We start from the raw sequence: 21,104 nt of genomic DNA, 5'->3' as shown, positions 1-21,104 counted from the left end.
CTCTCTGTTGCGCGGCGCACAATAGCGGCTGATGCGCCGGAGGAAAGCCCGGCGCGGGCCTGCGCATGGCTCCATTGCGCAAATTTATTGCGCGAGGCGGCCCGAACCGGCATCCGGCAGGCAAAGCTTGCCTGAATGCCGCCAGAACGGAAAACGCCCCCGCCGGATGGCAGGGGCGTTTCGTGAAATCCAGGCCGTAGCCGGAAATCCTATTCCTCGGCGGGCTTCTCAGCCGCGGCGGCTTCCGCAGCAGCGGCTTCGGCGGCCGCGACAGCCTCAGCGGCCGCAGCGGCTTCGGCCGCTTCAGCGCGGGCTTTTGCAGCCGTGTCCTTGCGGGCGGCCTTTTCGGCGTCCTTCTGGCGGCGTCGCTCGGTTTTCGAGACAGCCACTTCCTGGGTCTCGATGCCGTGGCCCGTGGTGCGCTCGGCGATACGGGCACCTTTGCCGCGCAGGTCGCGCAGATAGTAGAGTTTCGCACGGCGGACGCGGCCCTTTCGGACCACTTCGATCGAGTCGATCGAGGGCGAAACAACCGGGAACACGCGCTCGACGCCTTCACCGAAGGAAATCTTGCGAACCGTGAAGCTCTCGTTGAGGCCCTGACCGGCGCGGGCAATGCACACGCCTTCATAGCGCTGCACGCGCTCACGGTCGCCTTCCTTGATCTTCACGTTCACCGCCAGCGTGTCGCCGGGCGAGAAATTCGGAATTTTCTTGTCGCCGAGGACGCGGGCCATTTCGGCCGTCTCAAGCTCTTTAATCAGGTTCATCGCCAGTCTCCGGCGCAGTAGGTGTCGGGGGTTCGGAGTAAGCGGCGTATAAATCGGGGCGGCGATCAAAAGTCAACGCCTTTGAGCGGCTCAAACGCCACTCTTCTATGCGCTTGTGGTCGCCGGAGAGGAGAATCTCCGGAATCCCCTGCCCTTCCCACTCCCGGGGGGCGGTATATTGGGGGTATTCGAGCAGCCCGGTCTCGAAGGACTCCCCGGTCAGCGAAGCCGAATTACCCGCAACGCCGGGCAGCAGGCGCACCGCCGCCTCAACCATGGCCATGGCCGCCACATCGCCGCCGGCGAGCACAAAGTCGCCGAGTGAGACTTCCTGCATGCCCCGCGCCTCGATGGCGCGTTCATCGAGACCCTCGAACCGGCCGCAGAACATCACGACGCCGGGCCCGGCCGCCCATTGGCGGGCCATTGCCTGATCAAACCGGGGCCCGCGCGGGGAAAGGTAAACCAGCGGACGCCCGCCACGCCCGACGCTGTCAATGGCGGCGCAGGCCACATCCGCGCGCAGGACCAGCCCGGCCCCGCCTCCGGCCGGGGTGTCATCGACCTTGCGATGCTTGCCGAGGCCGAAGGTGCGCAGGTCGACCGTCTCCAGCGCCCACAATCCTTCGGCGCGGGACCGCCCGAGGATCGAGACGCCCAGCGGGCCCGGATAGGCGTCTGGCACTAGGGTGATGCAGGTGGCGGTGAACATGGGCGGGGTGTAACGCGCGGGCGCTCATCCGCCAATCGTGCTTTCGTCCGGCTTGATTTCCGGCGCGTCCACGTCTTTTGGCTGGTCCGTCCCGCCATTGCCGACCATCAGTTCACGGCCGGCATGCCTGCCGCCGGTGAGCTGGAGGGCGAAACGCTCCTCGTCGCGGCGGCGCAGTTCATCGATCGCATCGTCGATGGCGTCCTCGGGTTCGCCCAGCCGGTCGAGCGCGGCGCGGGCGAACTTGATTGCGGATTCGAAGGTTTCGCGGACCGGATAGTCCACCCCGGCCTTCACCAGTTCCAGGCCGTGTTCCCGATCATAGGCGCGGGCGAGCAGCAGGGCGTTCGGGAATTCATGGCGCACCAGCTCGACCATTCGGGTCGCCGCCGCACGGTCATCGACGCAGACGAGGATCAGCGAGGCGTTGCCCGCGCCGGCCGCGTGGAGGATGTCCAGCCGCGCGCCATCGCCGAAATAGACCTTGAAGCCGAAAGACGCCGCGACGCGGATCATGTCCGGATCATTGTCGATGGTGGTGACCGAATAGCCGCGCGCGAGCAGCGGTTGGCTGACGATCTGGCCGAAACGGCCGAAGCCGATCAGCAAGGCCGTTCCCACCGCATCCTTCGGGGTTTCCATGCCGCTGTCGTCAATCTCGACTTCCGGCATCAGGCGGTCGTGGATGACCACCATCAGCGGCGTCATCACCATTGAGACGATAATGATGGCCGTCAGGATGGCGCTGCCCTCGGTATCGATCAGCCCGACGCCGAGCGCTGCGCCATAGAGCACGAAGGCGAACTCGCCGCCTTGCGTCATCAGCACCGTGCGTTCGACCGCTTCGCGGTGATTGGCTTTAAACAGGCGCGCGACGCCGTAGACGCCGATCGCCTTGAGGATTGTGAACGCGACAACACTGATCGCGATCAGCCGCCAGTTCTGCACGACGACATCAAGATCGAGCGACATCCCGACGGCGAGAAAGAAGAGGCCGAGCAGGATGCCGCGGAAGGGCTCAACATCGGCTTCAAGTTCATGGCGGTAGGACGATTCCGACAGCAGCACGCCGGCGAGGAAAGCGCCCATCGCCGTGGACAGCCCGCCGAGCTGCATGCCCCAGGCCGCGCCGAGCACGATGAGCAGCGCCGCTGCGGTCATCACCTCGCGCGCCCGCGCCGCCGCCAGCAGCCGGAAGATCGGGTTCAGAAGGTAGCGGCCCGCCACCACCAGCGCGGCAATCGCGCCGAGCCCGACTGCCACGCCGTGCAGGCGCTCGGCCATCGACACCTCTCCCCCGCCCGGCGCCAGGAAGGCGACCAGTGCCAGCAGCGGCACGATCGCAAGGTCTTCCAGCAGCAGGATGGAAATGATCCGCTGGCCCTTCTCCTTGGCGAGATCCCCCCGCTCCTGCAGCATCTGCATGACGATGGCCGTGGAGGTGAGGACAAAGCCGGTGCCGGCGATCAGGGACACGCGCGGCGAGTAGCCGAGCGCAACTCCGACCCAGGACAGAAGCAGGATGCAGGTGAGCACCTGAACCAGGCCGAGCCCGAAGATTTCCTTGCGCATCGACCAGAGCCGCGAGGGCTGCATCTCGAGTCCGATGATGAAGAGGAACATCACGACACCCAGTTCGGCGACATGCAGGATCGCTTCCGGTTCGGTGAACACCCGGAAACCAAAAGGGCCGATCACGAGGCCTGCGGCCAGGTAGCCGAGCACCGAGCCGAAGCCGATCCGTTTGAAGACCGGTACAGCCAGCACGGCCGAGCCCAGAAGGATGACGATGGCGCCGAGATCCGGCCCGTGGGATTCGACTGCCATGCGGGTCTCCTCGATCACCTGTGAACCTTACAGCGCCGCTGTGTTGTCGCAAACGCAAGGGGCGGAACGGACAATATTACATATCGTTGAGTTAGGACTTAGCAGGATTCTGGCTCATACTAGGCCGTCAGACCAAAAGGAGACGCTTAATGAACCCGTCACGCCGTCAACTTCTGGCCGGTACCGGCCTTACCCTTGCCGCCGTCTCACTCAGCGCCTGCGGCACGATCATGTATCCCGAACGCAAAGGCCAGATCGACGGCAAGATCGATCCCACGGTCGCGATCCTCGACGGCATCGGCCTGCTCCTGTTCCTTGTCCCGGGCGTGATCGCCTTCGCGGTCGATTTCTCGAATGGCACGATCTACCTGCCAGGCAGCGGCCGCCGCTCGGACGCGACCGAGGTGAAGGAGGTGGCCTTTGCCGGTGACCTGACCGAAGCCCGCCTCAACAGCGTCTGGACCGAAACCTACGGCTACAAGGCCCCGTTCGCGATTTCGGACCTGGTAAGCCGTCCGGTCGAGAGCCCGGCCGTGCTGCGCGCCGAGCTGACCCGTCATGCCGGCGAACAGGTCTTCGCGGGCTGATCCGCTGTCGCCAATTGGAATCCGGCGCGGGCTGGACTAGGCAAGAGCCGCATGACCCAAGCCCCTGCCCTGTCCGTGCTGATTCCCTTCTTCAACGAAGCCGGCAACGTGCACCCCGTTCTCGACGAGGTGCACGCTGCGCTTTCGGGCATCGATTTCGAGATCGTCTGCGTCAATGACTGTTCGGGCGATGCAACCGGCGCCGAGCTGGCCGAGGCCATGGCAATGCGGCCGGGCACGGTCCGTGTGCTGACCCACATCGCGCGGCGCGGGAAATCAGCCGCCCTCTTCACCGGTCTCCGGGAAGTGCGCGGCACCTGGGTGCAGCTGCTGGACGGCGACGGACAGAACGACCCGGCGGATACGGCCCGCATCTGGCACGCGCGGATTGCGCCCGGCGCGCCGCCGCGTCTCGGCATCATCGCCGGCAAGCGCAACAGCCGGAACGATTCCGGGTTCAAATGGGTCCAGTCGCGTGTCGCCAATGGCGTTCGCCGTTTCGTGTTGCAGGATGACGCGACCGATACCGGCTGCGGCTGGAAACTGATCCGTACGGCCGCTTTCCGCGACCTGCCCTTCTTCGCCTCGATGCACCGTTTCCTGCCGGCGCTGATCAAGCGAGCGGGCTGGGAGGTCAGCGAGGAACGCGTCAACGACCGACCGCGCCTGGCCGGTCAGTCAAAATACGGTTTCCTCGGCCGCCTCGGCGCTGGGATCTTCGATCTGATCGGCATGTTCTGGCTGGTACGCCGGGGCGGATACGGCGTCGCCGCCGAGTGGAACGATCCACGCGGCGGCTAGCCAGCTCCAGTTCAGTTCGGCCTAGTCGTCGCCATTACGGCGGCGGAACCCACCCTTGCCACTGTCACGCGGCTTGTCGCGGCTGACTTCCGGACGTGAGGGTGGCGCTGCCGCAGGGGGCGGAGGCGGAGGCGGCGAATAGGTTGCCGGGGGCGGATCGGACCGGCGGCCAGAGCCGCTATCGCTGCGTCCACCGCGATCTCCATCACCACCCCGGCCGCGCCGCCAGCCATCGCGGTCGCCCGGTGGATCTGAAACAACCGTAGACGGACCACCCAGCAGGCTGCCCGGTTCGCCATCGCGCAGGCGGCCGTCCGGACGCGGACTATCGGTTGGTGCCACAGCAGGCGTACCTGGCGAGAAACCGCCGCCGCTGCCGCGTCCACCCCGTCCGTCCCGGTCACCCCGTCCGCCGCGTCCCGTGCCGGGATCGGACGGTACGGGTGTGGTTACGCTATCGCGGCCACGCCGGTCACCGCCGCCCCGGCCGGGGCGCGGATCTGTCGGCACAGGCGCCACGGCGCCGGACCCACCGGCACCCGGACCCCAACGGTCGCCCGGAACATCCCGGCGCGGACGATCACCGCCGCCGCCCGTGTCACCCGGACGCCAGTCACCGCCTCCGTGGCCATCACCACGGCCGCCCCCATGACCGTCTCCGCGGCGATCGCGATGGTCGCGCCAGTCATCACTACCGCGCCAGCTCCAATGACCCCGCCGCCAATCGGCGCGGCGATAGTCCCATCCCGACCAGTAGGGATTGATCACCACCGGCCGCGGCAGACGGCGATAGGTGGTCGTGGTGTAGCGGATCGAGCCGCGCGGGCCCCAGGCGAAGCCGTAGGGATCGTAGCCCCAGGTCGGGCTGTAATAGCCGTACCGGTAGTAGTCCGACGAATATCCATAGTGTGAAACGCTGATTCCCCAGGAGCTGGCATAGCCATGGCTCCAGGTGTCGTAGCCGTAGACCTCATTGTCCGCGTATCGGATGTAGCCATACTTGTCGCGGGTGAACATGAGGCCATGCTGGGCCTCGGTATATTCAAAGACCGGACGCACCGAGGTGACCTTGCCGGCGAGACCGAACCAGCCGAGATCGCTGACATCCTCGCGGATGAACACGCAGCGGCCGGTGAAGTTCCAGTGCTCGCACAATTCCCATTGTCCGGCGAAGACCGCAACCGAACGCGCCCGGTCGCTGAAGCCGAGATCCTTAAGCGTACTGAAGGGATCGTAGACATCCCGCACATCACCATAGAAGTTCTCCTGGCTGAACAACGCGATGGCGGCCGGCGGATCGTCACCGCCGCGTCCATAGTCGGCCGCGTACTGCGCGAGCGCAGACGGCGAGGCGAGGAAAGCGGGAACCGTCAAGGCAACGACGGCGCGCAGGGATAAGCGGCGCATGCGGACTCCTTTCGTCCATTACACCGTCAAAATGACACGGGGGATATGAACCCTCCGCAACACGCGCCCGCCAAACTGCTATTCGTCGCCGGATTCCTCTTCGGGGCGAGTGCCCGGCTCGCTCCACATCTGGAGTTCCGGGATCATCACGCGCCGCGCCGCCATATCGACGACCGGCACATCCGCGCGGGTGAACGGCACGAAGACAGTCGATGGCAGGCCGGGCACCTCCACTTCGAGCAGGTCGCCGGACCCGAAATTCTGCACGGACCTGATCCGGCCTGCGGGCGCCTCTCCGCCGGCATAGACGTCCAGCCCGGCAAGATCCTCGATGTAGAACTCGTCTTCCTCGGCCGCCGGCAGGCGCGCGCGGGGCACGTACAGCAAGCGGCCGCGCAGCGCGTCCCAGTCTTCCTTCTGCTTCATTTCCTTAGGGCGGACGATGAAATGGTCCTTGCCGGGCCGGGCCGATTTGGGCGTCAGCACCACAGCGCCATATTCATCAGTCAGCGGCCCGTAGCCGAACAGGGCTTCGGGGTCGGCTGTGTAGCTCTTCACGCGGACTTCGCCGCGCACACCATGGGCGCCTTTGAGGACGCCCACGGCAATCAATCTGTCATCGGTCTTGGCTGGCATGCGCCGCTTCTAGCGGCAGAGCACGTCCGAGAGAACAGGGCCCGGTGCTTTATATGCGGCTTCGTCGAAACCGTTCTCCTGGCAGAAGCGGGTGGCCGCCCCGTCCCGGTTGCTGATGCGGGCACCGCGAACGGTCGGCGCCGGGAAGAAGACCGACTGCTCGCCTTCGAAGCCCCCTGCTCCGCCATGGCCCGGCGCCGGCACCGGCGGACGCCACGGGCCTTCGCGGCGGACGTCGTAGCGCCGGAACGAGGTGATCGCATCGTTCATTCCGATAGCGCTGAGATCGCTGACCGAGGCGTCGAGCAATTCGCACCGGCCGCGATAGTCCGCATGTTCGCAAACGAGCCAGGTGCCGCGATTGATCATCACCGAACTGGCGGTGTCGTTGAACCGGAACGGCGCGAAGCTCGCCTCGCCCTCGTCGAACCCCACAAAGGCGCCGCGATAGTTGCCGTTGGCGAAGAAGGTGATGTCATAGCCGCGCGGGCTGCGGTCATACGAGGTGAGCTGGGCCGAGGAGATGTTTCCGGACAGGCCGATCTCGCCGAGATTGCTGACTGTGCGATCGACATATTCGCAGTGGCCGCGCAGGCCGGAATCTGAGCAGAGCTGCCAGACACCGCCTTTCACTTCCACGCTGCGGGCCTTGTCGTTGAAGCGCAGGCTGGCGAAGCTCTGCTCATTGCCGACCAGGGTCACTGCCGTGCCGCGCAGGCTGGTGCCGGAATAGAAGGTGATCTCTGCCGGGCCGCTGGCCGGCGGCGGGCTGCGCCGATGGGCTTCGACATCGCTCTTCTGGGCGCTGGCGCCGGGCGCTGCAGCGATCACCAGGAAGGCAGCGGCCAGAAGGGTTTGAGCGAGAAAATCACGGGGCATGGCACAGTCTCCAGATAACGCGGACTGTTTTGCTGCCGCGCGCCTGAACGGCCCATGCGCGGGCCGTTGGCATCCGTTCACATGAAAAAGCCAGCGCCCCGGAGGGAGCGCTGGCTGTTCCAGACATGGCGATAATCGCCGGTCCGCTCAGGCTTCGGCAGACTCTTCAGCAGCCGGTTCAGCGGCAGCGGCGGCTTTGGCAGCGGCCTTGTCGGCGCGCTCTTTCGCGCGCTCCTGGGCTTTCTTGCCCGGGGCGCCCTTGTTCGGGTTGTTGCTGTTGGTCCAGGTGGCGACCGGCTTGCCGTCGACTTCGACTTTCGAGAGGAAGCGCAGCACGCGGTCGGTCGGCTGGGCGCCTTTCTTGATCCAGTCGGCAGCCTTGACGGCATCGACCTTCACGCGCTCGGCCGAATCCTTGGCGAGGCGCGGATCATAGGTGCCGATCTTCTCAATGAAGCGGCCGTCACGCGGCGCGCGGGCGTCGGCAACGACGATCGAGTAGAAGGGGCGTTTCTTGGACCCGCCGCGGGCGAGCCTGATTTTGAGTGACATGGGGATCTCCTGTTAAGTCTTGTCTCTCGGGGTTCTTGTTCTATTCGGCCTCATGGCCACGGATCTGTTCATGGTGGCGGATCACTTCCGCCACGATGAAGGCGATGATTTTCTCGGCGAAGGCCGGGTCGAGCCCGGACTCATGCGCCAGCGAGGTGAGCCGCGCGATCTGCTGGGCTTCGCGCGCCTTGTCCGCAGGCGGAAGATTGTGCAGCGCTTTCAGCTTGCCCACTTCCTGGGTCAGCTTGAAGCGCTCGGCCAGCGTGTGGATCAGGATCGAGTCCATGTTGTCGATGGACGCGCGCAGCTGGTTCAGCTGGAACAGGGCGAGGGTCTGGTCGGGGTTGGTCATTTCTTCTTGCTCCCGGGAAGGCCGGGCAGCGATCCGCCGCCGAGGCCGGGTAATCCGCCAGCGGACGGTCCGCCGAGACCCGGCAGGCCTCCGCCCATGCCGCCGCCCATCTTGGCCAGGTCAGCCGGGCTGATACCGGCCGCCTGCGCGGCGCCCATCATGCTCTTCATGCCGCCCTTGGTGCGCATCTTCTTCATCATGGTCGACATCTGCAGGTGCATCTTCAGCAGTTTGTTGACGTCTGACACATCCACACCGGCGCCGGCCGCAATCCGTTTGCGTCGCGAGGCGTTCAGCAGCGCAGGCTTGCGGCGCTCGGCCTTTGTCATCGACAGGATGATCGCTTCCTGACGCTTCAGCACGCGGTCATCGAGATTGGCGTTGGCCATCGCTTCCTTGGCTTTGCGCGCGCCGGGCATCATGCCCATGATGCCACCAAGTCCGCCCATGCGCTGCATCTGGCGAAGCTGGTCGGCGAGGTCGTCGAGATCGAATTCGCCCTTCTTAAGCTTCGCGGCCATCCGCTCGGCTTTTTCGGCGTCCATCTGCTCGGCGGCCTTCTCGACCAGCGAGACAATGTCCCCCTGCCCGAGGATGCGGCCGGCAACGCGCTTGGCATCGAAAGCGTCGAGACCGTCCAGCTTCTCGCCGACGCCGAGGAACTTGATCGGCAGGCCGGTGACCGCGCGCATCGACAGCGCCGCGCCGCCGCGTCCGTCGCCGTCCATCCGTGTCAGGACAAGTCCGGTCAGCGGCAGGCGTTCGTGGAAGCGGCGCGCCGTCTCCACCGCGTCCTGGCCGGTCAGCGCGTCGGCGACCAGCAGCACTTCTGACGGATTAGCGATGGCGGCGATCTCGGCCGCTTCGCTCATCATCTGTTCGTCGATCGAGGTGCGGCCTGCGGTGTCTAGGAAGAGGACGTCATAGCCGCCGATCTTGGCGGCCTGCACGGCGCGCCGAGCAATGTCCGCCGGCAGCTGGCCTGCGATGATCGGCAACGACGCAACGTTCGGCCCGGCCTGCTGCGCGAGGATCGCCAGCTGTTCCATAGCAGCCGGGCGGCGCACGTCGAGCGAGGCGACCAGAACGCGCTTCTTGCCGCGATCAGCGAGGCGCTTGGCAATCTTGCCGGTCGTTGTGGTTTTGCCCGAACCCTGAAGGCCGGCCATCATCACGACAGCAGGCGGAACATCGACGCGAAGATGGGATTCCGCTTCGTCCGCCCCCAGCATGTCGACGAGGGCGTCGTAGACGATCTTGATCACCTGCTGGCCCGGGCGGACCGAACGGATCACCTCTTCGCCCACCGCGCGGCTGCGGACGCTGTCGATGAAATCCTTCACCACCGGCAACGCGACATCGGCCTCGAGCAGCGCAACACGGATTTCGCGCAGCGCCTCGTTCACGTCCTTTTCGGACAGCGCGCCGCGACCGGTCAGGCCGTCGAAAATACTGCCAAGGCGTTCGCTCAGGGTGTCGAACATCGCTTCCGTCTCCTCATGACGCGCAAAGCCGAAAAGCCCCGCTGAGCGAAACTTCGCCGGGCGGGGGGCCCCGCTTGCCTCATGGGCCAGTCAGGGCGCGCTTATTGGATTGCGCGAGATGTGCGGCGCGTAAAGCACGCTGTATTCCACAGGTCAAGCCGTCTGGAGGGCCTCGACCCGGTCCTGGAGCAACGTCATGGCGGTACGAATCTCATTATCAACAAGGGCGTAGATCGCCATATTGGCCCAGGTGCCCTTGGCGGCCCGCATATAGCTGCGCAACACGCCTTCGCGTGTCGCGCCCAGCCGCTCCACCGATTTGGTGGCCGCCACGTTCTCCTCATCGATCTGGAATTCGATCCGCCGGATCCGGCAGAGCCGCGCCCGGGTAATCAGCGCCAGCGCGGTGGCCGCCGGCACGATCCCGCTGCGCATCGATTGCGGATGCCACTGATAGCCGATCCGCAGGCGCCGGTGGGTACGCGAGATATCGAGATACGCCGCCACACCCGCAAAGGCGCCATCCGACAGACGGGTCACCGCGAAGGGAATCGAGCGACCGTCCCGGGCGTCGGCCAGCGTGTGATCGAAATAGGCCGTAAAATTGGTCCCTGTCGGGATGACCGGCATCCACTGCCACATCGCCTCGACGGCGCCCGAGTCGGCCAGCGCAGCCCGGTGGGCCTCCGTCAGCAGGTCCAGCCGTACACCAGCAACCTCAAGTCCGGGCGCATCCAGTTTCATGGCGCAAGTCGTGCCATAATCGGGGCGGCCGGACAATTCACATGGGCGCGACCCGGGCACGCTGCCCGAAATGGCCGGAAGGCACTAAAAAAAGACCCCGCGGCACCTGGGTCCGCGGGGCTGGAGAGTCAGCAAGGGGATGGATGGTTTCTTATTCTTCCCGCCCGGACATCATCGAAAGGATGAACTGGAACAGGTTCACGAAGTTCAGGTACAGCGACAAAGCGCCCAGCGTCGTCGCGACCGCCATGGAGCGCTGGTCGCCCTGCAACGCGTAGTAATCGTTCTTGAGGCGCTGCGTATCGAACGCCGTCAGGCCCGAAAAGATCAGCACGCCGAGCAACGAGATCGCAAAGCCCAGCACCGAGGACGCGAAGAACAGGTTGACGAGCGAGGCAAGAACCAACCCGACAACGCCCATGAGAAGGAACGTCCCGAAGCCGGAGAGGTCCCGGCGGGTCGTGTAGCCCCACAGGCTCAAGGCGCCGAAGGCCGTCGCCGTGATGAAGAAGGCCTTCGCGATGGTCAGGAAATCAACGCCAACGCCCGCCCGCGCCGCCATGACCCACGCGCCCAGGCTCGCGCCGATGAGCGCCGTCACGGTCCAGTAGACGAGACCGGCCCCCAGCGGTGACGGACGCCGCATCGCGAAGGCCGAAACCAGCAGCAAGGCCAACGGGCCGAACATCACGACATAGCGCAGCGGCGTGCCGAACACGAGCGCAGAGAGGGCGTCTGAGCTTCCGATCGCGCCCGCAATCGCTGCGGACAGGACGAGGCCCATTGCCATCTTATTGTAGATGCCCAGCATGAAACCCCGCAGCCCGGCATCGACCGCCATATTGGCAGGCGCCGATGAACGCGCGGCGATGGACTGAAAGTCAGACACTGTTTGCTCCCTTACCTGACACACCAACGCCGGACAGTTTTGCCCGGCGTTGGAACATTGTTGTCGCGGCAGAGGTCGGCATTCAGCTCGAACGCTTCAAATACGAAATTCCTTCCGGGCCGATAGGATCCGGCTATGGGGCGCCCCTACTCCTCCGTCTTCGAAAACAGCTGGCGCGTCAGGTAGGTGAATTCGAGCGCCGAGCGTTTGGCGCGCGCTGTCTGGTCTGCCGCCGCCGCGTGGCCGCCGTCGGTGTTCTCGAAATAGAGGAAGGGCAAACCCGCCTCTTCGAATCGTTTCGCCATCTTCCGGGCATGACCCGGATGGACGCGGTCGTCCTTGGTGGAGGTCACGAAGAAGGGCACCGGATAGGGCTTTGAAGCCTCGAAGTTCTGATAGGGCGAGATCGTCTCGAGGAAGGCGCGCTCTTCCGGCACGTCCGGCGAGCCATACTCGCCCACCCAGGACGCGCCCGCCAGCAGCAGATGGTAGCGCAGCATGTCGAGCAGCGGCACCTGGACCACAACCGCGTTCCACAGATCCGGCCGCTGGTTCAGGATCACACCCATCAGGAGGCCGCCATTCGAGCCGCCCATGATGCCGAGATGCTCGGGGCTTGTGATGCCTCGCGCAACAAGGTCTTCGCCGACGGCTATGAAATCGTCATAAATGCGCTGGCGGTTCTGTTTGAGGCCGGCCTGGTGCCAGTTGGGGCCGAACTCGCCGCCGCCCCGGATATTGGCGAGCACATAGGCGCCGCCTTTCTCGAGCCACAGCCGTCCGGTGACCGGGCTGTAGCCGGGCGTCATCGACACCTGGAAGCCGCCATATCCGTAGAGCAGCGTCGGCGTCGTGCCGTCGAGCTTCATGTCCTCGCGGTGGACGATGAAATACGGCACCCGCGTGCCGTCCTTCGAGGTGGCGAAGAACTGGTCGACCCTCAGGCCCGCCGTGTCGAACTTGGCCGGCAGGCTTTTCAGCGTCGTCACTGCGCTGCTCGCAATGTCATAATTCAGCAGCGAGGACGGTGTCAGGAAGTCCTCGTAGTTGAGGAACACGGCCGTCTCGTCTTCATCCGCAAACGCGATGCCGACCTGTCCGGAGCCCGGCAGCTCGATCGGCGCCGTGGTCCATCCGCTGGCGGACGGTTCAAGACGCAGCACCTTGCCCACCACATTGTCGCTGATCGCCAGCAGGGCCGCGCCCTTGGCGACCGCAACCCCGTCCACCGCCTGCGTGGCAGAGGGACGGAAGGCCAGCTCCACCTTGGGCAGCTGGCGCTTCTTCAGGAAGTCTTCGAGGTTGAAAGCGACAAGATCCCCGGCCTTGAATGCGCCCCGACCTTCCGGCGTCCAGTCCTGCTGCAGCGAGAACAGGAGCTGGCCCTTGTAGACGCCATTGACCGAGACCATCGGCGGCAGCGGCCATTGCACCGCCGCCGTCTCACCGTCCGGGAACCAGAAATACTTCGACGTGAAGAAGGTTTCGGCCTGCACTGCGCCTTGCAGGACGCGGCCGTCTTCCAGCTTAATCGTCATCGGCCACACGCCGACATCGGTCGGCGCACCGCGGAGAAGTTCCGCAGCGTCTGCCAGCGGCGTACCGCGCGACCAGCGTTTCACAATGAAGGGATAGCCGGACTCGGTCAGCGTGCCCTCGCCCCAATCGGTGGTGACCAGCAAAGTGTCAGGGCTCGCCCAGGCGAGGCCTTGCTTGGCCTCGGGCGTGACGAACCCGCCGTCCACGAACGATTTCGTTTCAAGATCGAACTCGCGGTTGATCACCGCGTCCTTGCCGCCATTCGACAGTGAAATGAGGCAGCGATACGTGTCGCCCGCTTTCGGGCGGAAACAGTCCGCGCCCTTGTAGACCCAGTTCTGGCCTTCATCGGCCGCCAGTTTGTCGAAGTCGAGAATGGTCTCCCAGTCCGGCGTGTCGGTCGCATAGCTGGCCAGCGTCGTGCGGCGCCAAAGGCCGCGCACGTTGGTCGTGTCCTGCCAGAAATTGTAAACGAGACCGTCGCGCACGGTGCCATAGGGAATCCGCTCGCTGGAATTCAGCGCGTCGAGCGCCGCCGCTTCGAAACCCGCATAATTCGGATCGGCAGTCAGGTCGGCGAGCGTGCGCGCATTCTGCGCCTCGACCCAGGCGAGGGCATCTTTCCCTTCGACTGCTTCCAGCCAGAGATGGGAATCAGGATCGAAGGCAGCCGCTTGGGCCGTAATGTCTGGGGTCACGAGTGTCTCCGGGGTTGGACCTGCCACGCAGGCAGCGAGCGCGAAAGCGCTGAAGAACGCAAGAATGAGGCGCATGAGGAGTCCTGAGGGTTCCGGGATGCGCCCCCGGCAGCGGCAAGCGCAGAGCGCGTTTGATAATCAACGCGCCGTCGCACTGTAAATCCGCTCAAGGCAGCCGTTCGAGTATGATGCGCTCGACGAGGATGCCGCGCCGCTTGTTCGGCACGACCGGGCGCACGGCGATGTAGTCCACGCCCTGGTCGCCGACGACGGCCGGCACGTCATACTCGAAGCTGAAATCGGCAAAGTCCGGCTGAAGTGCGAACGTGTGCCATCCCGATTCGCCGGCGCGGCCGGTTGAATAGTTGACCTTCATCTCCATCGCGCCCTGGTTTTCGGCCGGGCGCGCGCGCACCGTCACGCGGAGCTTCCGGCTGGAGAATTGCTGTTCGATGTCGGGTGCCAGCCGGAAATGGGGGCCGAGCTCGGGCGCATCGGCCAGCGCATCGGCTTCGGCATCGATCTGCAGCACATACCGCTTGTCTGGCAGACGCTGCAGCCGCGTGCGGGCCTCGCCGCCGGCAATCACCTTATTCAGGTAAGCGCCTTCGATGACGATCCGGTCATAGCTGACCCCGTCGCCGGCCACGGCGCCGGTCGGCAGCTGGCCGATGCCCGGCTGGAGGCCGAGGAACACCATCAGGATTACCAGCAGGCCAGCCAGAGGAAAGAAGATCCGGTCGCGCATGCTGCTTTCCTCCGTCTCGGGCGCCTGCCCTGCTGGCCAAGCCTCGAGGCTCCTGTTAGCAGGGTCGCGGGCAGATTGGCGAGCCATTTGCAGCGCAGGACCTGCAACCGGGAGATTGCACCAGAATGACGACAAGCGCCCTTCGCCGCCGCGCCAAGGAAGCCCGCCACTGGCTTTTCGACAGCTGTTTTCCGCTCTGGGCGGAGCACGGGCTGACCCCGGCCGGCCTGTTTCCGGAGGTCCTGAGCCTTGACCATGACGAGCTGGACCGCGACCTGACCCGCGTCCGCGTCCAGGCGCGCCAGACCTATGTTTTCGCCGAAGCCTGGCGTCTCGGTTGGAAGCGCGACACGGCCGCCCGTCTTGTCCAGGCCGGCGTGTCGGTGCTGTCCGGGCCCGCCCTCGCCCAGACCGGCCTTCCCGGCCGCACCCTCCAGACCAACGGCGCTGGCCTCGCCGATGCCTCGGCCGATCTCTACGATACCGCTTTCGTGCTCTACGGCCTCGCTGAAGCGGCCCGCAGCGCCGATCTTGGCGACGCGCCGCTCGCGCCCGCACGCCAGATCCTCGCCGCGCTGGACCGGCTGGCCCGCGACCCGGTCCATGGCGGCTATGCGGAGGTCCTGCCCGCCCCCGCCACGCGCCTGCAGAATCCGCACATGCACCTGCTGGAGGCCTGCCTGTCACTGCACCGGTCGGACCCGGCCGGCGGCCATCTCAACCGCGCCGCTGAAATCATCGACCTGTTCGACACCAAATTCACCGCCGGCCCGGGCGGCCTGCTGGGTGAGAAATTCGCGGCCGACTGGTCCGCGCCGGAAGGCGACGCCGCCCGGATCGTCGAGCCCGGCCACCAGTTCGAATGGGTCTGGCTGCTGCACACCTGGTCGCGCCTCGTCCAGAAGCCGCTGCCGGAGGCGGCTGTCCAGCTCTACACGTTCGGCGTCTCCACCCTCGATGCCGCCGGGCGCGCCTGCCAGGAAGTCACCCGCGACGGCGCTCCCCACGACGCCTCGCGCCGCACCTGGCCCCAGACCGAAGCCCTGAAGGCCCACCTCACCCTGTTCGAACAGCGCGGCGAGGCCCGCTTTGCCGCCGCCGCCTGCCGCAGCTTCGATGTGCTGATGGATGAATTCCTCACCGAAGACGGCGGCTGGATCGACCATTTCAGCGCGGACGGCGCGGTACTCGCCAAGGACATGCCCGCCTCCACCGGCTATCATGTCGTGCTCGCCTTCGCCGAACTCATCCGCATCATGGACGCATGAAATCTTTCACTTTTGGAACGCATAAGGCGCCAACTTCCGCGCCCAACCGATCAGGATCCGCATGACCAAGCTTGTTCTTATCCGCCACGGACAATCCGCCTGGAACCTCGAAAACCGCTTCACCGGCTGGTGGGACGCCGACCTCACGGCACAGGGCGAAGCCGAAGCGCGCGCTTCCGGCAAACTGCTCGCCGAGCTCGACGCCGATTTCCGCGCCGGGTTCACCAGCGTGCAGACCCGCGCCATCCGCACCATGTGGCTCGCGCTCACCGAGATGAAGCGCGTCTGGCTGCCGCTGGAAAAGGACTGGCGCCTGAACGAGCGCCACTATGGCGGCCTCACCGGCCTCGACAAGGCCGAGACGGCGGCAAAGCACGGCGAGGAGCAGGTCCACGTCTGGCGCCGCAGTTACGACATCCCGCCCCCGCCGCTGGAAACCGGCAGCAAGTATGACCTGTCGACCGATCCGCGCTATCGCGGCATCGCGATTCCGAACACGGAAAGCCTGAAGACAACGCTAGAGCGCGTGCTGCCCTACTGGGACGCCCGCATCGCGCCCGAACTCGCCGCCGGCAAGGACACGCTGATCGCTGCGCATGGCAACTCGCTGCGCGCACTCGTCAAACACCTCTTCAAGGTGCCGGACGAAACCATTACCAGCGTCGAGATCCCGACCGGCAATCCCCTGCTGATCGAACTCAATACCAGCCTGAAGCCGGTCTCGGTGCGCTATCTCGACCAGGCCCGTGCACAGAAACTGCCGGCCCTGCCGTGAGCAAGCGCCGCGACCAGCGCCGCATGGGCCGCGCGCTGGCGCTGGCGGGACTCAACCAAGGCCTGACTGGGCCGAATCCGTCCGTAGGCTGCGTGATTACCGATGCCGCCGGCCATATCGTGGGCGAAGGCGTCACCGGCCATGGTGGCCGTCCGCATGCCGAAGAGATCGCGCTTGAGGAAGCCGGGGCCCGGGCCCGTGGCGGCACCGCCTATGTCACTCTGGAGCCTTGCCGCGAACGCTCCAGCGGCGCGCCGTCCTGTTCGGCAAAACTTGTCAACGCCGGCATTGCCCGCGTCGTAGTGGCTGTCGAAGATCCGCACCCGACCGCGCGCGATGGTATCCGTGTCCTTCGTGAGGCCGGCGTCGGCATCTTGATCGGGCCCGGCGCTCGGCGCGCCGCACGCCGCTATGCGTGGTTCCTTGCCAAGGCTGGAAACTGATCAGCCTACGAACGGTCCGGCATGGGCCCGGATCTTTTCATACAGCGCCAGCGAGTCGCGCTGGAACACCGTTTTGGTGAATTGCGCCTCATAACTTGCCCGGCCGCCCTCAACCAGCTTGGCCGCCAGCGATTTGTCATAGATCACCCGGCCAAGCGCCGAAGCGAGCGCGTCGACATCATTCTTGGCGATCAGCAATCCGTTGACGCCGTCCTTCACATAGGCCGCCGGGCCCACAGCATCAGCCGCCACCAGCGGACGCCCGGCCGCCCAGGCATCAACCGTCACCGTGCCGAAAGGCTCATAGCGCGAGGGGAATGCGACAACATCGCATGCCGCCAGCAGCGCGCCGCGATCATTGCGCCAGCCGAGAAAGCGTACGCGGTGATCAAGGCCGAGCTGCGTGCACTGCGCTTTGAGTTCCGCTTCAAGCGGCCCCTCCCCCGCGATCCAGACGAACAGGTCCGGCAGGCGCGCAGCCGCATCGAGCAGCGTGTCGAGACCCTTCTTCTCGTGCAGGCGCGCAAGCGCCAGCGCCACGGGCGCGGTCTCCGGCGTTGACTGGCGTTCGCGTGACGCCGGCGCGGCGCCTTCGAAATCGGCATAGGTGTGGATGATCACCGAGCGATCCTCGGGCACGCCCTGCTCGCGGATATGGCGAAGCAGGTCGATCGTCAGGCCGACATGCCATTCACAATTCCGGAAGCGCGAGAGCTTGTAATAGCCGCCATACCAGGCAATCGAGCGCGACCGGTAAGCGGCGGGCGCAAACTGGCCGGCGCGGCCCATCCAGTATTCGATTACATCCGGTTTGAATTCGGTGATCGCCGCGTCGATGATACGGCGGCTGGGAAACGGCCAGCTGGTATTGAAGGTCGCCGTCGTCACGCCGATGCCGGCGTCTTCGAACTTGCCGATCCGGAACGTATTGCCCGGCCGCGTCACGACATGCTGGGTCAGCCCCGCCTCGGCAAGGGCAAGCACGGATTCCAGCATGATATTCTCTGCGCCGCCCTCATCCGCACCGGCCATTACATGCATCACGCGCATCACTGTCTCCCACCCGTCATCGTTACCGGGGCCTTAAACCTGTAACTTTGCGATTAGCTGGGAAAGTGGCTGCGGGCAAACGCCGCTTGGCAGCCCGGCATGAACTGCCTAGACAGGCGCGAAGAAACCCCGGGTGACCTGATGGCCGCGTATCGCCTCTTCGGCGCAGAGACGTCTCCTTATTCGTTGAAGGTGCGATCCGCCCTTCGCTACAAGGGGCTCGCCTTCGACTGGGTCTCACGCTCGGCGAGCAATGAAGCAGAATTCCGCAAGAGCGCCGCGACCCCCACCGTGCCGCTGCTCCTGTCGCCGAACCATGCCCCCGCTCAGGATTCGACCCTGATCCTCGCCGCGCTCAATGCCGCGCACCCCGAACCGGAAGCGGTTCCGGAAGAGCCGGCCTGCGCCGCCTTGGCGCTGATCCTTGAGGATTATGGCGACGAGTGGCTCAACAAGTGCATGTTCCAGCAGCGCTGGGGCCAGCAGCCGGACCGCGACGCGGCCGCCTTGCGTGTTCTGATCCAGCTCAATGATGGCAAACGCCCGCGCGCCTTCAAGGCGCCGGCCAAGCAGATCGCCAGCCGGATGCTCGCCCGCCTGCCGCTGGTCGGCGCCGAACCGGACAATGCGCCGACACTTGAAAGCTCCTACCGCCGATTCGCGCTGCGCCTGAACACACACCTGCAAAGCCATCTCTTCCTCTTCGGCGGACGGCCGAGCGCGGCCGACTTCGCGATCGCCGCGCAGTTCCAGCAGATGCTGACCGACCCGACGCCTGCAATCTGGCTGAAGGACCGTGCGCCCTTCGTCGTTGCCTGGTGCGAACACATGGAAGACCCTAAACCGTCGGGCGGTTACCAACCGCTCGAAGAACTTTCGGCGACGCTGTTGCCGATCTTCGAAGGCGAAGTTTCACGCACCTACCTGCCCTGGACCTTCGCCAATGCGGCAAGCGCCTCCCGCGAGAAGAAGCGCTTCTCGGTAACACTCGATGACGGCCTGTTCGAACAGGCAACGCAGGCCTACGCAGCGCGCGCCTTTGCGTCGGTGCGGGCGGATGTCGCCGCGCGCATGGGCGACCCCGCCCTACCCGCCTTCCTCGACGCAGCGGGCGCGCTGACTTACTTCCAGCAATAGGCCAGGCCGAGGGGGCGTCGATTGAAGGTTCTGGTTCTTGGCGGATACGGCCTGATCGGAACCGCGATCACGCGGAAACTACTGCGCGTTGGCCACGCCGTCACCGGCCTCGGCCGCTCCGCCCGCAAGGGCCGGATGGCCGCGCCGGCAGCAGACTGGATCGAGGCCGACCTTTCACGCCTTCTGACCACGGACGATTGGCGCGCGCTCCTTTCGGGCTTCGACGCGGTCATCAATGCGTCCGGCGCCTTGCAGGATGGGCTGCGTGACCGCGTAGCCGCCGTACAGAGCCAGTCGATCCAGGCGCTGATCGGTGCCTGCGAACAGGCCGGTGTGCGCACCTTCGTGCAGATTTCCGCGCCCGGCGCCGGCCCGGAGGCAGACACGGCCTTTTTCCGGACCAAGGGCGAAGCCGACCGCGCGCTGAAAGCGAGCGGCCTGCGCTGGGTGATCTTCCGGCCCGGACTGGTTCTCTCCCCGCACGCCTATGGCGGCACGGCGCTGCTTCGTCAGTTGGCGGCGTTTCCGCTGGTCCAGCCCCTCGTGCTGGCCGGATCCCGGATCCAGACCGTGCATGTGAACGATGTGGCGCAAGCCGTGTCGCTGGCATTGGAACAGGACCTCACCGCGATCGATGCGGATCTCGTTGAGCCGGAAGCCCACCGGCTGGAAGACCTTGTCGCACGCGTGCGCCTTTGGCTCGGCTTCCGGCCAGCGCGCGCCGTGCTGAAATTGCCGGTATGGGCGGGCCGGACCCTTTCGCTGTTCGCGGATATAGGCGGCTGGCTTGGCTGGCGGTCTCCGCTTCAGTCGACCGCGCTGAAAGTCCTGCAATCGGATGTGCGCGGCGATCCGACGGTCTGGGAAGCTGCAAGCGGACAGGGCCTGCGCGGCCTTGACGCGTCGCTGCAGGATCTGCATTCGACCCTGCAGGAGCGGATCTACGCCCGCGCCATGCTGGTGTTCCCGGTCCTGCTGCTGACCCTGTCCCTGTTCTGGGTCCTGTCAGGCGTGATCGGCCTTGTCCGCAGCGAGACGGCACTGGCGGTGCTGGACGGGGCCCTGCCCGCGCCGCTGGCTGGGGCGGCGGTGATCGGCGGCGGTCTGGCGGACTGCGCCATCGGCGCCGCGTTGCTTTTCCGGCCTTTTACCCGTCTTGCCTGCGCGGCCGCCATCGGCCTCAGCGCCGCCTACCTCGCCGGCGCGACGCTATTCGTGCCCGATCTCTGGCTGGACCCGCTCGGCCCGATGGTGAAGGTTCTTCCCGCCATGGCGCTGGCACTGGTGACGGCGGCCCTGACGGAGGAGCGATGATGGAATGGGTTCACCTCCTGCGCTGGGCGCACATCCTGAGCGCGACCGTGCTGATCGGCACCGGCGCCGGAATCGCCTTCTTCATGGTGATGGCCCACCGCACGCGCGACGCCCGGATCATCGCGCACACAGCCGCGGTGGTGGTCATCGCCGACTGGATTTTCACCGCGTCTGCCGTTGTCCTTCAGCCCGTGACGGGCGCGCTACTGGCAGGCGCGATGGGCTGGCGGCTCCATGAATTCTGGATCGTGGCCTCGCTGGGACTGTACGTCCTGATCGGGGCCTTCTGGCTGCCCGTCGTCTGGATCCAGCACCGGATGCGCGATCTGGCGCGGGCGGCGGCCGCCTCGGGCGAGGCCCTGCCGGAGGCGTATTTCCGGCTCTACCGGATCTGGTTTGCCTGCGGTATTCCGGCCTTTGCCGCGATCCTTGTCATCGTCTGGCTGATGATCACCCGGCCGACGGTTGGCTGAAACGAAAAACCCCCGCAGG

At 65.7% G+C, this 21,104-nt stretch carries 22 protein-coding genes; 8 read left to right on the top strand and 14 right to left on the bottom strand.

All coding sequences use genetic code 11. The features are described 5' to 3' along the window. Positions 1-209: 209 nt before the first annotated feature. From rplS to GC148_RS07100, 3 genes are read right to left on the bottom strand one after another with little or no spacing between them, the layout of a single operon-like run. A complete protein-coding gene (gene rplS / locus GC148_RS15920) occupies positions 210-770 on the bottom strand; it encodes a 50S ribosomal protein L19 (protein ID WP_366063338.1) in 561 nt (186 codons plus the stop codon). Next, positions 757-1,482 (bottom strand): tRNA (guanosine(37)-N1)-methyltransferase TrmD, encoded by a 726-nt coding sequence (gene trmD / locus GC148_RS07105; protein WP_291069935.1) that lies wholly within the window; start codon positions 1,480-1,482, stop codon positions 757-759. Before trmD ends, rplS begins: the two co-directional genes overlap by 14 nt. Before the next feature lie 24 nt (positions 1,483-1,506). Continuing rightward, the gene (locus tag GC148_RS07100; protein WP_291069933.1) at positions 1,507-3,309 is read right to left on the bottom strand and encodes a monovalent cation:proton antiporter-2 (CPA2) family protein; all 1,803 of its coding nucleotides are present in this window, start codon (positions 3,307-3,309) and stop codon (positions 1,507-1,509) included. Positions 3,310-3,458: 149 nt separating this feature from the next. Between GC148_RS07100 and GC148_RS07095 the strand changes: the two genes are divergently transcribed. Both GC148_RS07095 and GC148_RS07090 read left to right on the top strand, forming a co-directional pair. Next, positions 3,459-3,896 carry a hypothetical protein gene (locus tag GC148_RS07095; protein ID WP_291069932.1) on the top strand — a complete coding sequence of 146 codons (438 nt, stop codon included), beginning with the start codon at positions 3,459-3,461 and terminating at the stop codon, positions 3,894-3,896. Between the two features lie 51 nt (positions 3,897-3,947). Next, positions 3,948-4,697 (top strand): glycosyltransferase family 2 protein, encoded by a 750-nt coding sequence (locus GC148_RS07090; RefSeq protein WP_291069930.1) that lies wholly within the window; start codon positions 3,948-3,950, stop codon positions 4,695-4,697. Positions 4,698-4,718: 21 nt separating this feature from the next. Here the strand turns inward: GC148_RS07090 and GC148_RS07085 are convergent, their stop codons facing one another. The 10 genes from GC148_RS07085 to GC148_RS07040 form a co-directional block, all read right to left on the bottom strand. Then, positions 4,719-6,104, bottom strand: a complete 1,386-nt coding sequence (locus GC148_RS07085; protein ID WP_291069928.1) for a beta/gamma crystallin-related protein — start codon at positions 6,102-6,104, stop codon at positions 4,719-4,721. Positions 6,105-6,182: 78 nt separating this feature from the next. Then, complete coding sequence (gene rimM, locus GC148_RS07080; RefSeq protein ID WP_291069926.1) at positions 6,183-6,740, bottom strand: ribosome maturation factor RimM; 558 nt, start codon at positions 6,738-6,740, stop codon at positions 6,183-6,185. A gap of 9 nt (positions 6,741-6,749) precedes the next feature. After that, positions 6,750-7,619, bottom strand: coding sequence for a beta/gamma crystallin-related protein (locus GC148_RS07075; RefSeq protein WP_291069924.1), 870 nt, complete (start codon positions 7,617-7,619; stop codon positions 6,750-6,752). 147 nt (positions 7,620-7,766) lie between these two features. Next, positions 7,767-8,171 carry a 30S ribosomal protein S16 gene (rpsP, locus tag GC148_RS07070; protein WP_291069923.1) on the bottom strand — a complete coding sequence of 135 codons (405 nt, stop codon included), beginning with the start codon at positions 8,169-8,171 and terminating at the stop codon, positions 7,767-7,769. Positions 8,172-8,211: 40 nt separating this feature from the next. Further along, positions 8,212-8,523 carry a chorismate mutase gene (locus tag GC148_RS07065; RefSeq protein ID WP_291069921.1) on the bottom strand — a complete coding sequence of 104 codons (312 nt, stop codon included), beginning with the start codon at positions 8,521-8,523 and terminating at the stop codon, positions 8,212-8,214. Continuing rightward, on the bottom strand, positions 8,520-10,007 hold the full coding sequence (ffh, locus tag GC148_RS07060; RefSeq protein ID WP_291069920.1) for a signal recognition particle protein: 1,488 nt from the start codon (positions 10,005-10,007) through the stop codon (positions 8,520-8,522). Before ffh ends, GC148_RS07065 begins: the two co-directional genes overlap by 4 nt. A gap of 153 nt (positions 10,008-10,160) precedes the next feature. After that, a complete protein-coding gene (locus tag GC148_RS07055; RefSeq protein ID WP_291069919.1) occupies positions 10,161-10,751 on the bottom strand; it encodes a GNAT family protein in 591 nt (196 codons plus the stop codon). Between the two features lie 151 nt (positions 10,752-10,902). Further along, positions 10,903-11,640 (bottom strand): Bax inhibitor-1/YccA family protein, encoded by a 738-nt coding sequence (locus GC148_RS07050; RefSeq protein WP_291069918.1) that lies wholly within the window; start codon positions 11,638-11,640, stop codon positions 10,903-10,905. Between the two features lie 146 nt (positions 11,641-11,786). Continuing rightward, entirely contained in the window at positions 11,787-13,952 is a 2,166-nt protein-coding gene (locus tag GC148_RS07045) for a prolyl oligopeptidase family serine peptidase (protein WP_291069916.1), read from the bottom strand. Between the two features lie 91 nt (positions 13,953-14,043). Next, positions 14,044-14,625, bottom strand: a complete 582-nt coding sequence (locus GC148_RS07040; RefSeq protein ID WP_291069914.1) for a hypothetical protein — start codon at positions 14,623-14,625, stop codon at positions 14,044-14,046. A 125-nt stretch (positions 14,626-14,750) separates the two neighbouring features. Here GC148_RS07040 and GC148_RS07035 point away from each other — a divergent pair, with 125 nt between their 5' ends. The 3 genes from GC148_RS07035 to GC148_RS07025 all read left to right on the top strand — a co-directional run bounded on the left by GC148_RS07035 (position 14,751) and on the right by GC148_RS07025 (position 17,111). After that, positions 14,751-15,893 (top strand): AGE family epimerase/isomerase, encoded by a 1,143-nt coding sequence (locus tag GC148_RS07035; protein ID WP_291069912.1) that lies wholly within the window; start codon positions 14,751-14,753, stop codon positions 15,891-15,893. A 61-nt stretch (positions 15,894-15,954) separates the two neighbouring features. Beyond that, positions 15,955-16,668 (top strand): 2,3-diphosphoglycerate-dependent phosphoglycerate mutase, encoded by a 714-nt coding sequence (gene gpmA / locus GC148_RS07030; RefSeq protein ID WP_291069911.1) that lies wholly within the window; start codon positions 15,955-15,957, stop codon positions 16,666-16,668. Beyond that, on the top strand, positions 16,665-17,111 hold the full coding sequence (locus GC148_RS07025) for a bifunctional diaminohydroxyphosphoribosylaminopyrimidine deaminase/5-amino-6-(5-phosphoribosylamino)uracil reductase RibD (RefSeq protein ID WP_291069909.1): 447 nt from the start codon (positions 16,665-16,667) through the stop codon (positions 17,109-17,111). Before gpmA ends, GC148_RS07025 begins: the two co-directional genes overlap by 4 nt. Here the strand turns inward: GC148_RS07025 and GC148_RS07020 are convergent, their stop codons facing one another. Then, positions 17,112-18,161 carry a glycosyltransferase gene (locus tag GC148_RS07020; protein WP_291069906.1) on the bottom strand — a complete coding sequence of 350 codons (1,050 nt, stop codon included), beginning with the start codon at positions 18,159-18,161 and terminating at the stop codon, positions 17,112-17,114. A gap of 141 nt (positions 18,162-18,302) precedes the next feature. Here GC148_RS07020 and GC148_RS07015 point away from each other — a divergent pair, with 141 nt between their 5' ends. Genes GC148_RS07015 through GC148_RS07005 form a run of 3 tightly spaced genes read left to right on the top strand, consistent with a single transcriptional unit; the run spans position 18,303 to position 21,085 of the window. Further along, positions 18,303-19,298 carry a glutathione S-transferase family protein gene (locus GC148_RS07015; RefSeq protein WP_291069904.1) on the top strand — a complete coding sequence of 332 codons (996 nt, stop codon included), beginning with the start codon at positions 18,303-18,305 and terminating at the stop codon, positions 19,296-19,298. A gap of 21 nt (positions 19,299-19,319) precedes the next feature. Continuing rightward, a complete protein-coding gene (locus tag GC148_RS07010; protein ID WP_291069902.1) occupies positions 19,320-20,612 on the top strand; it encodes an SDR family oxidoreductase in 1,293 nt (430 codons plus the stop codon). Then, positions 20,612-21,085: a DUF2269 domain-containing protein gene (locus GC148_RS07005; RefSeq protein WP_366063417.1), complete on the top strand. Its 474-nt coding sequence runs from the start codon at positions 20,612-20,614 to the stop codon at positions 21,083-21,085. Before GC148_RS07010 ends, GC148_RS07005 begins: the two co-directional genes overlap by 1 nt. Positions 21,086-21,104 lie beyond the last annotated feature (19 nt).

This window comes from Hyphomonas sp., assembly GCF_016125515.1.
Taxonomy (GTDB): domain Bacteria; phylum Pseudomonadota; class Alphaproteobacteria; order Caulobacterales; family Hyphomonadaceae; genus Hyphomonas.
This window is presented reverse-complemented; position numbering and strand designations above follow the sequence as displayed.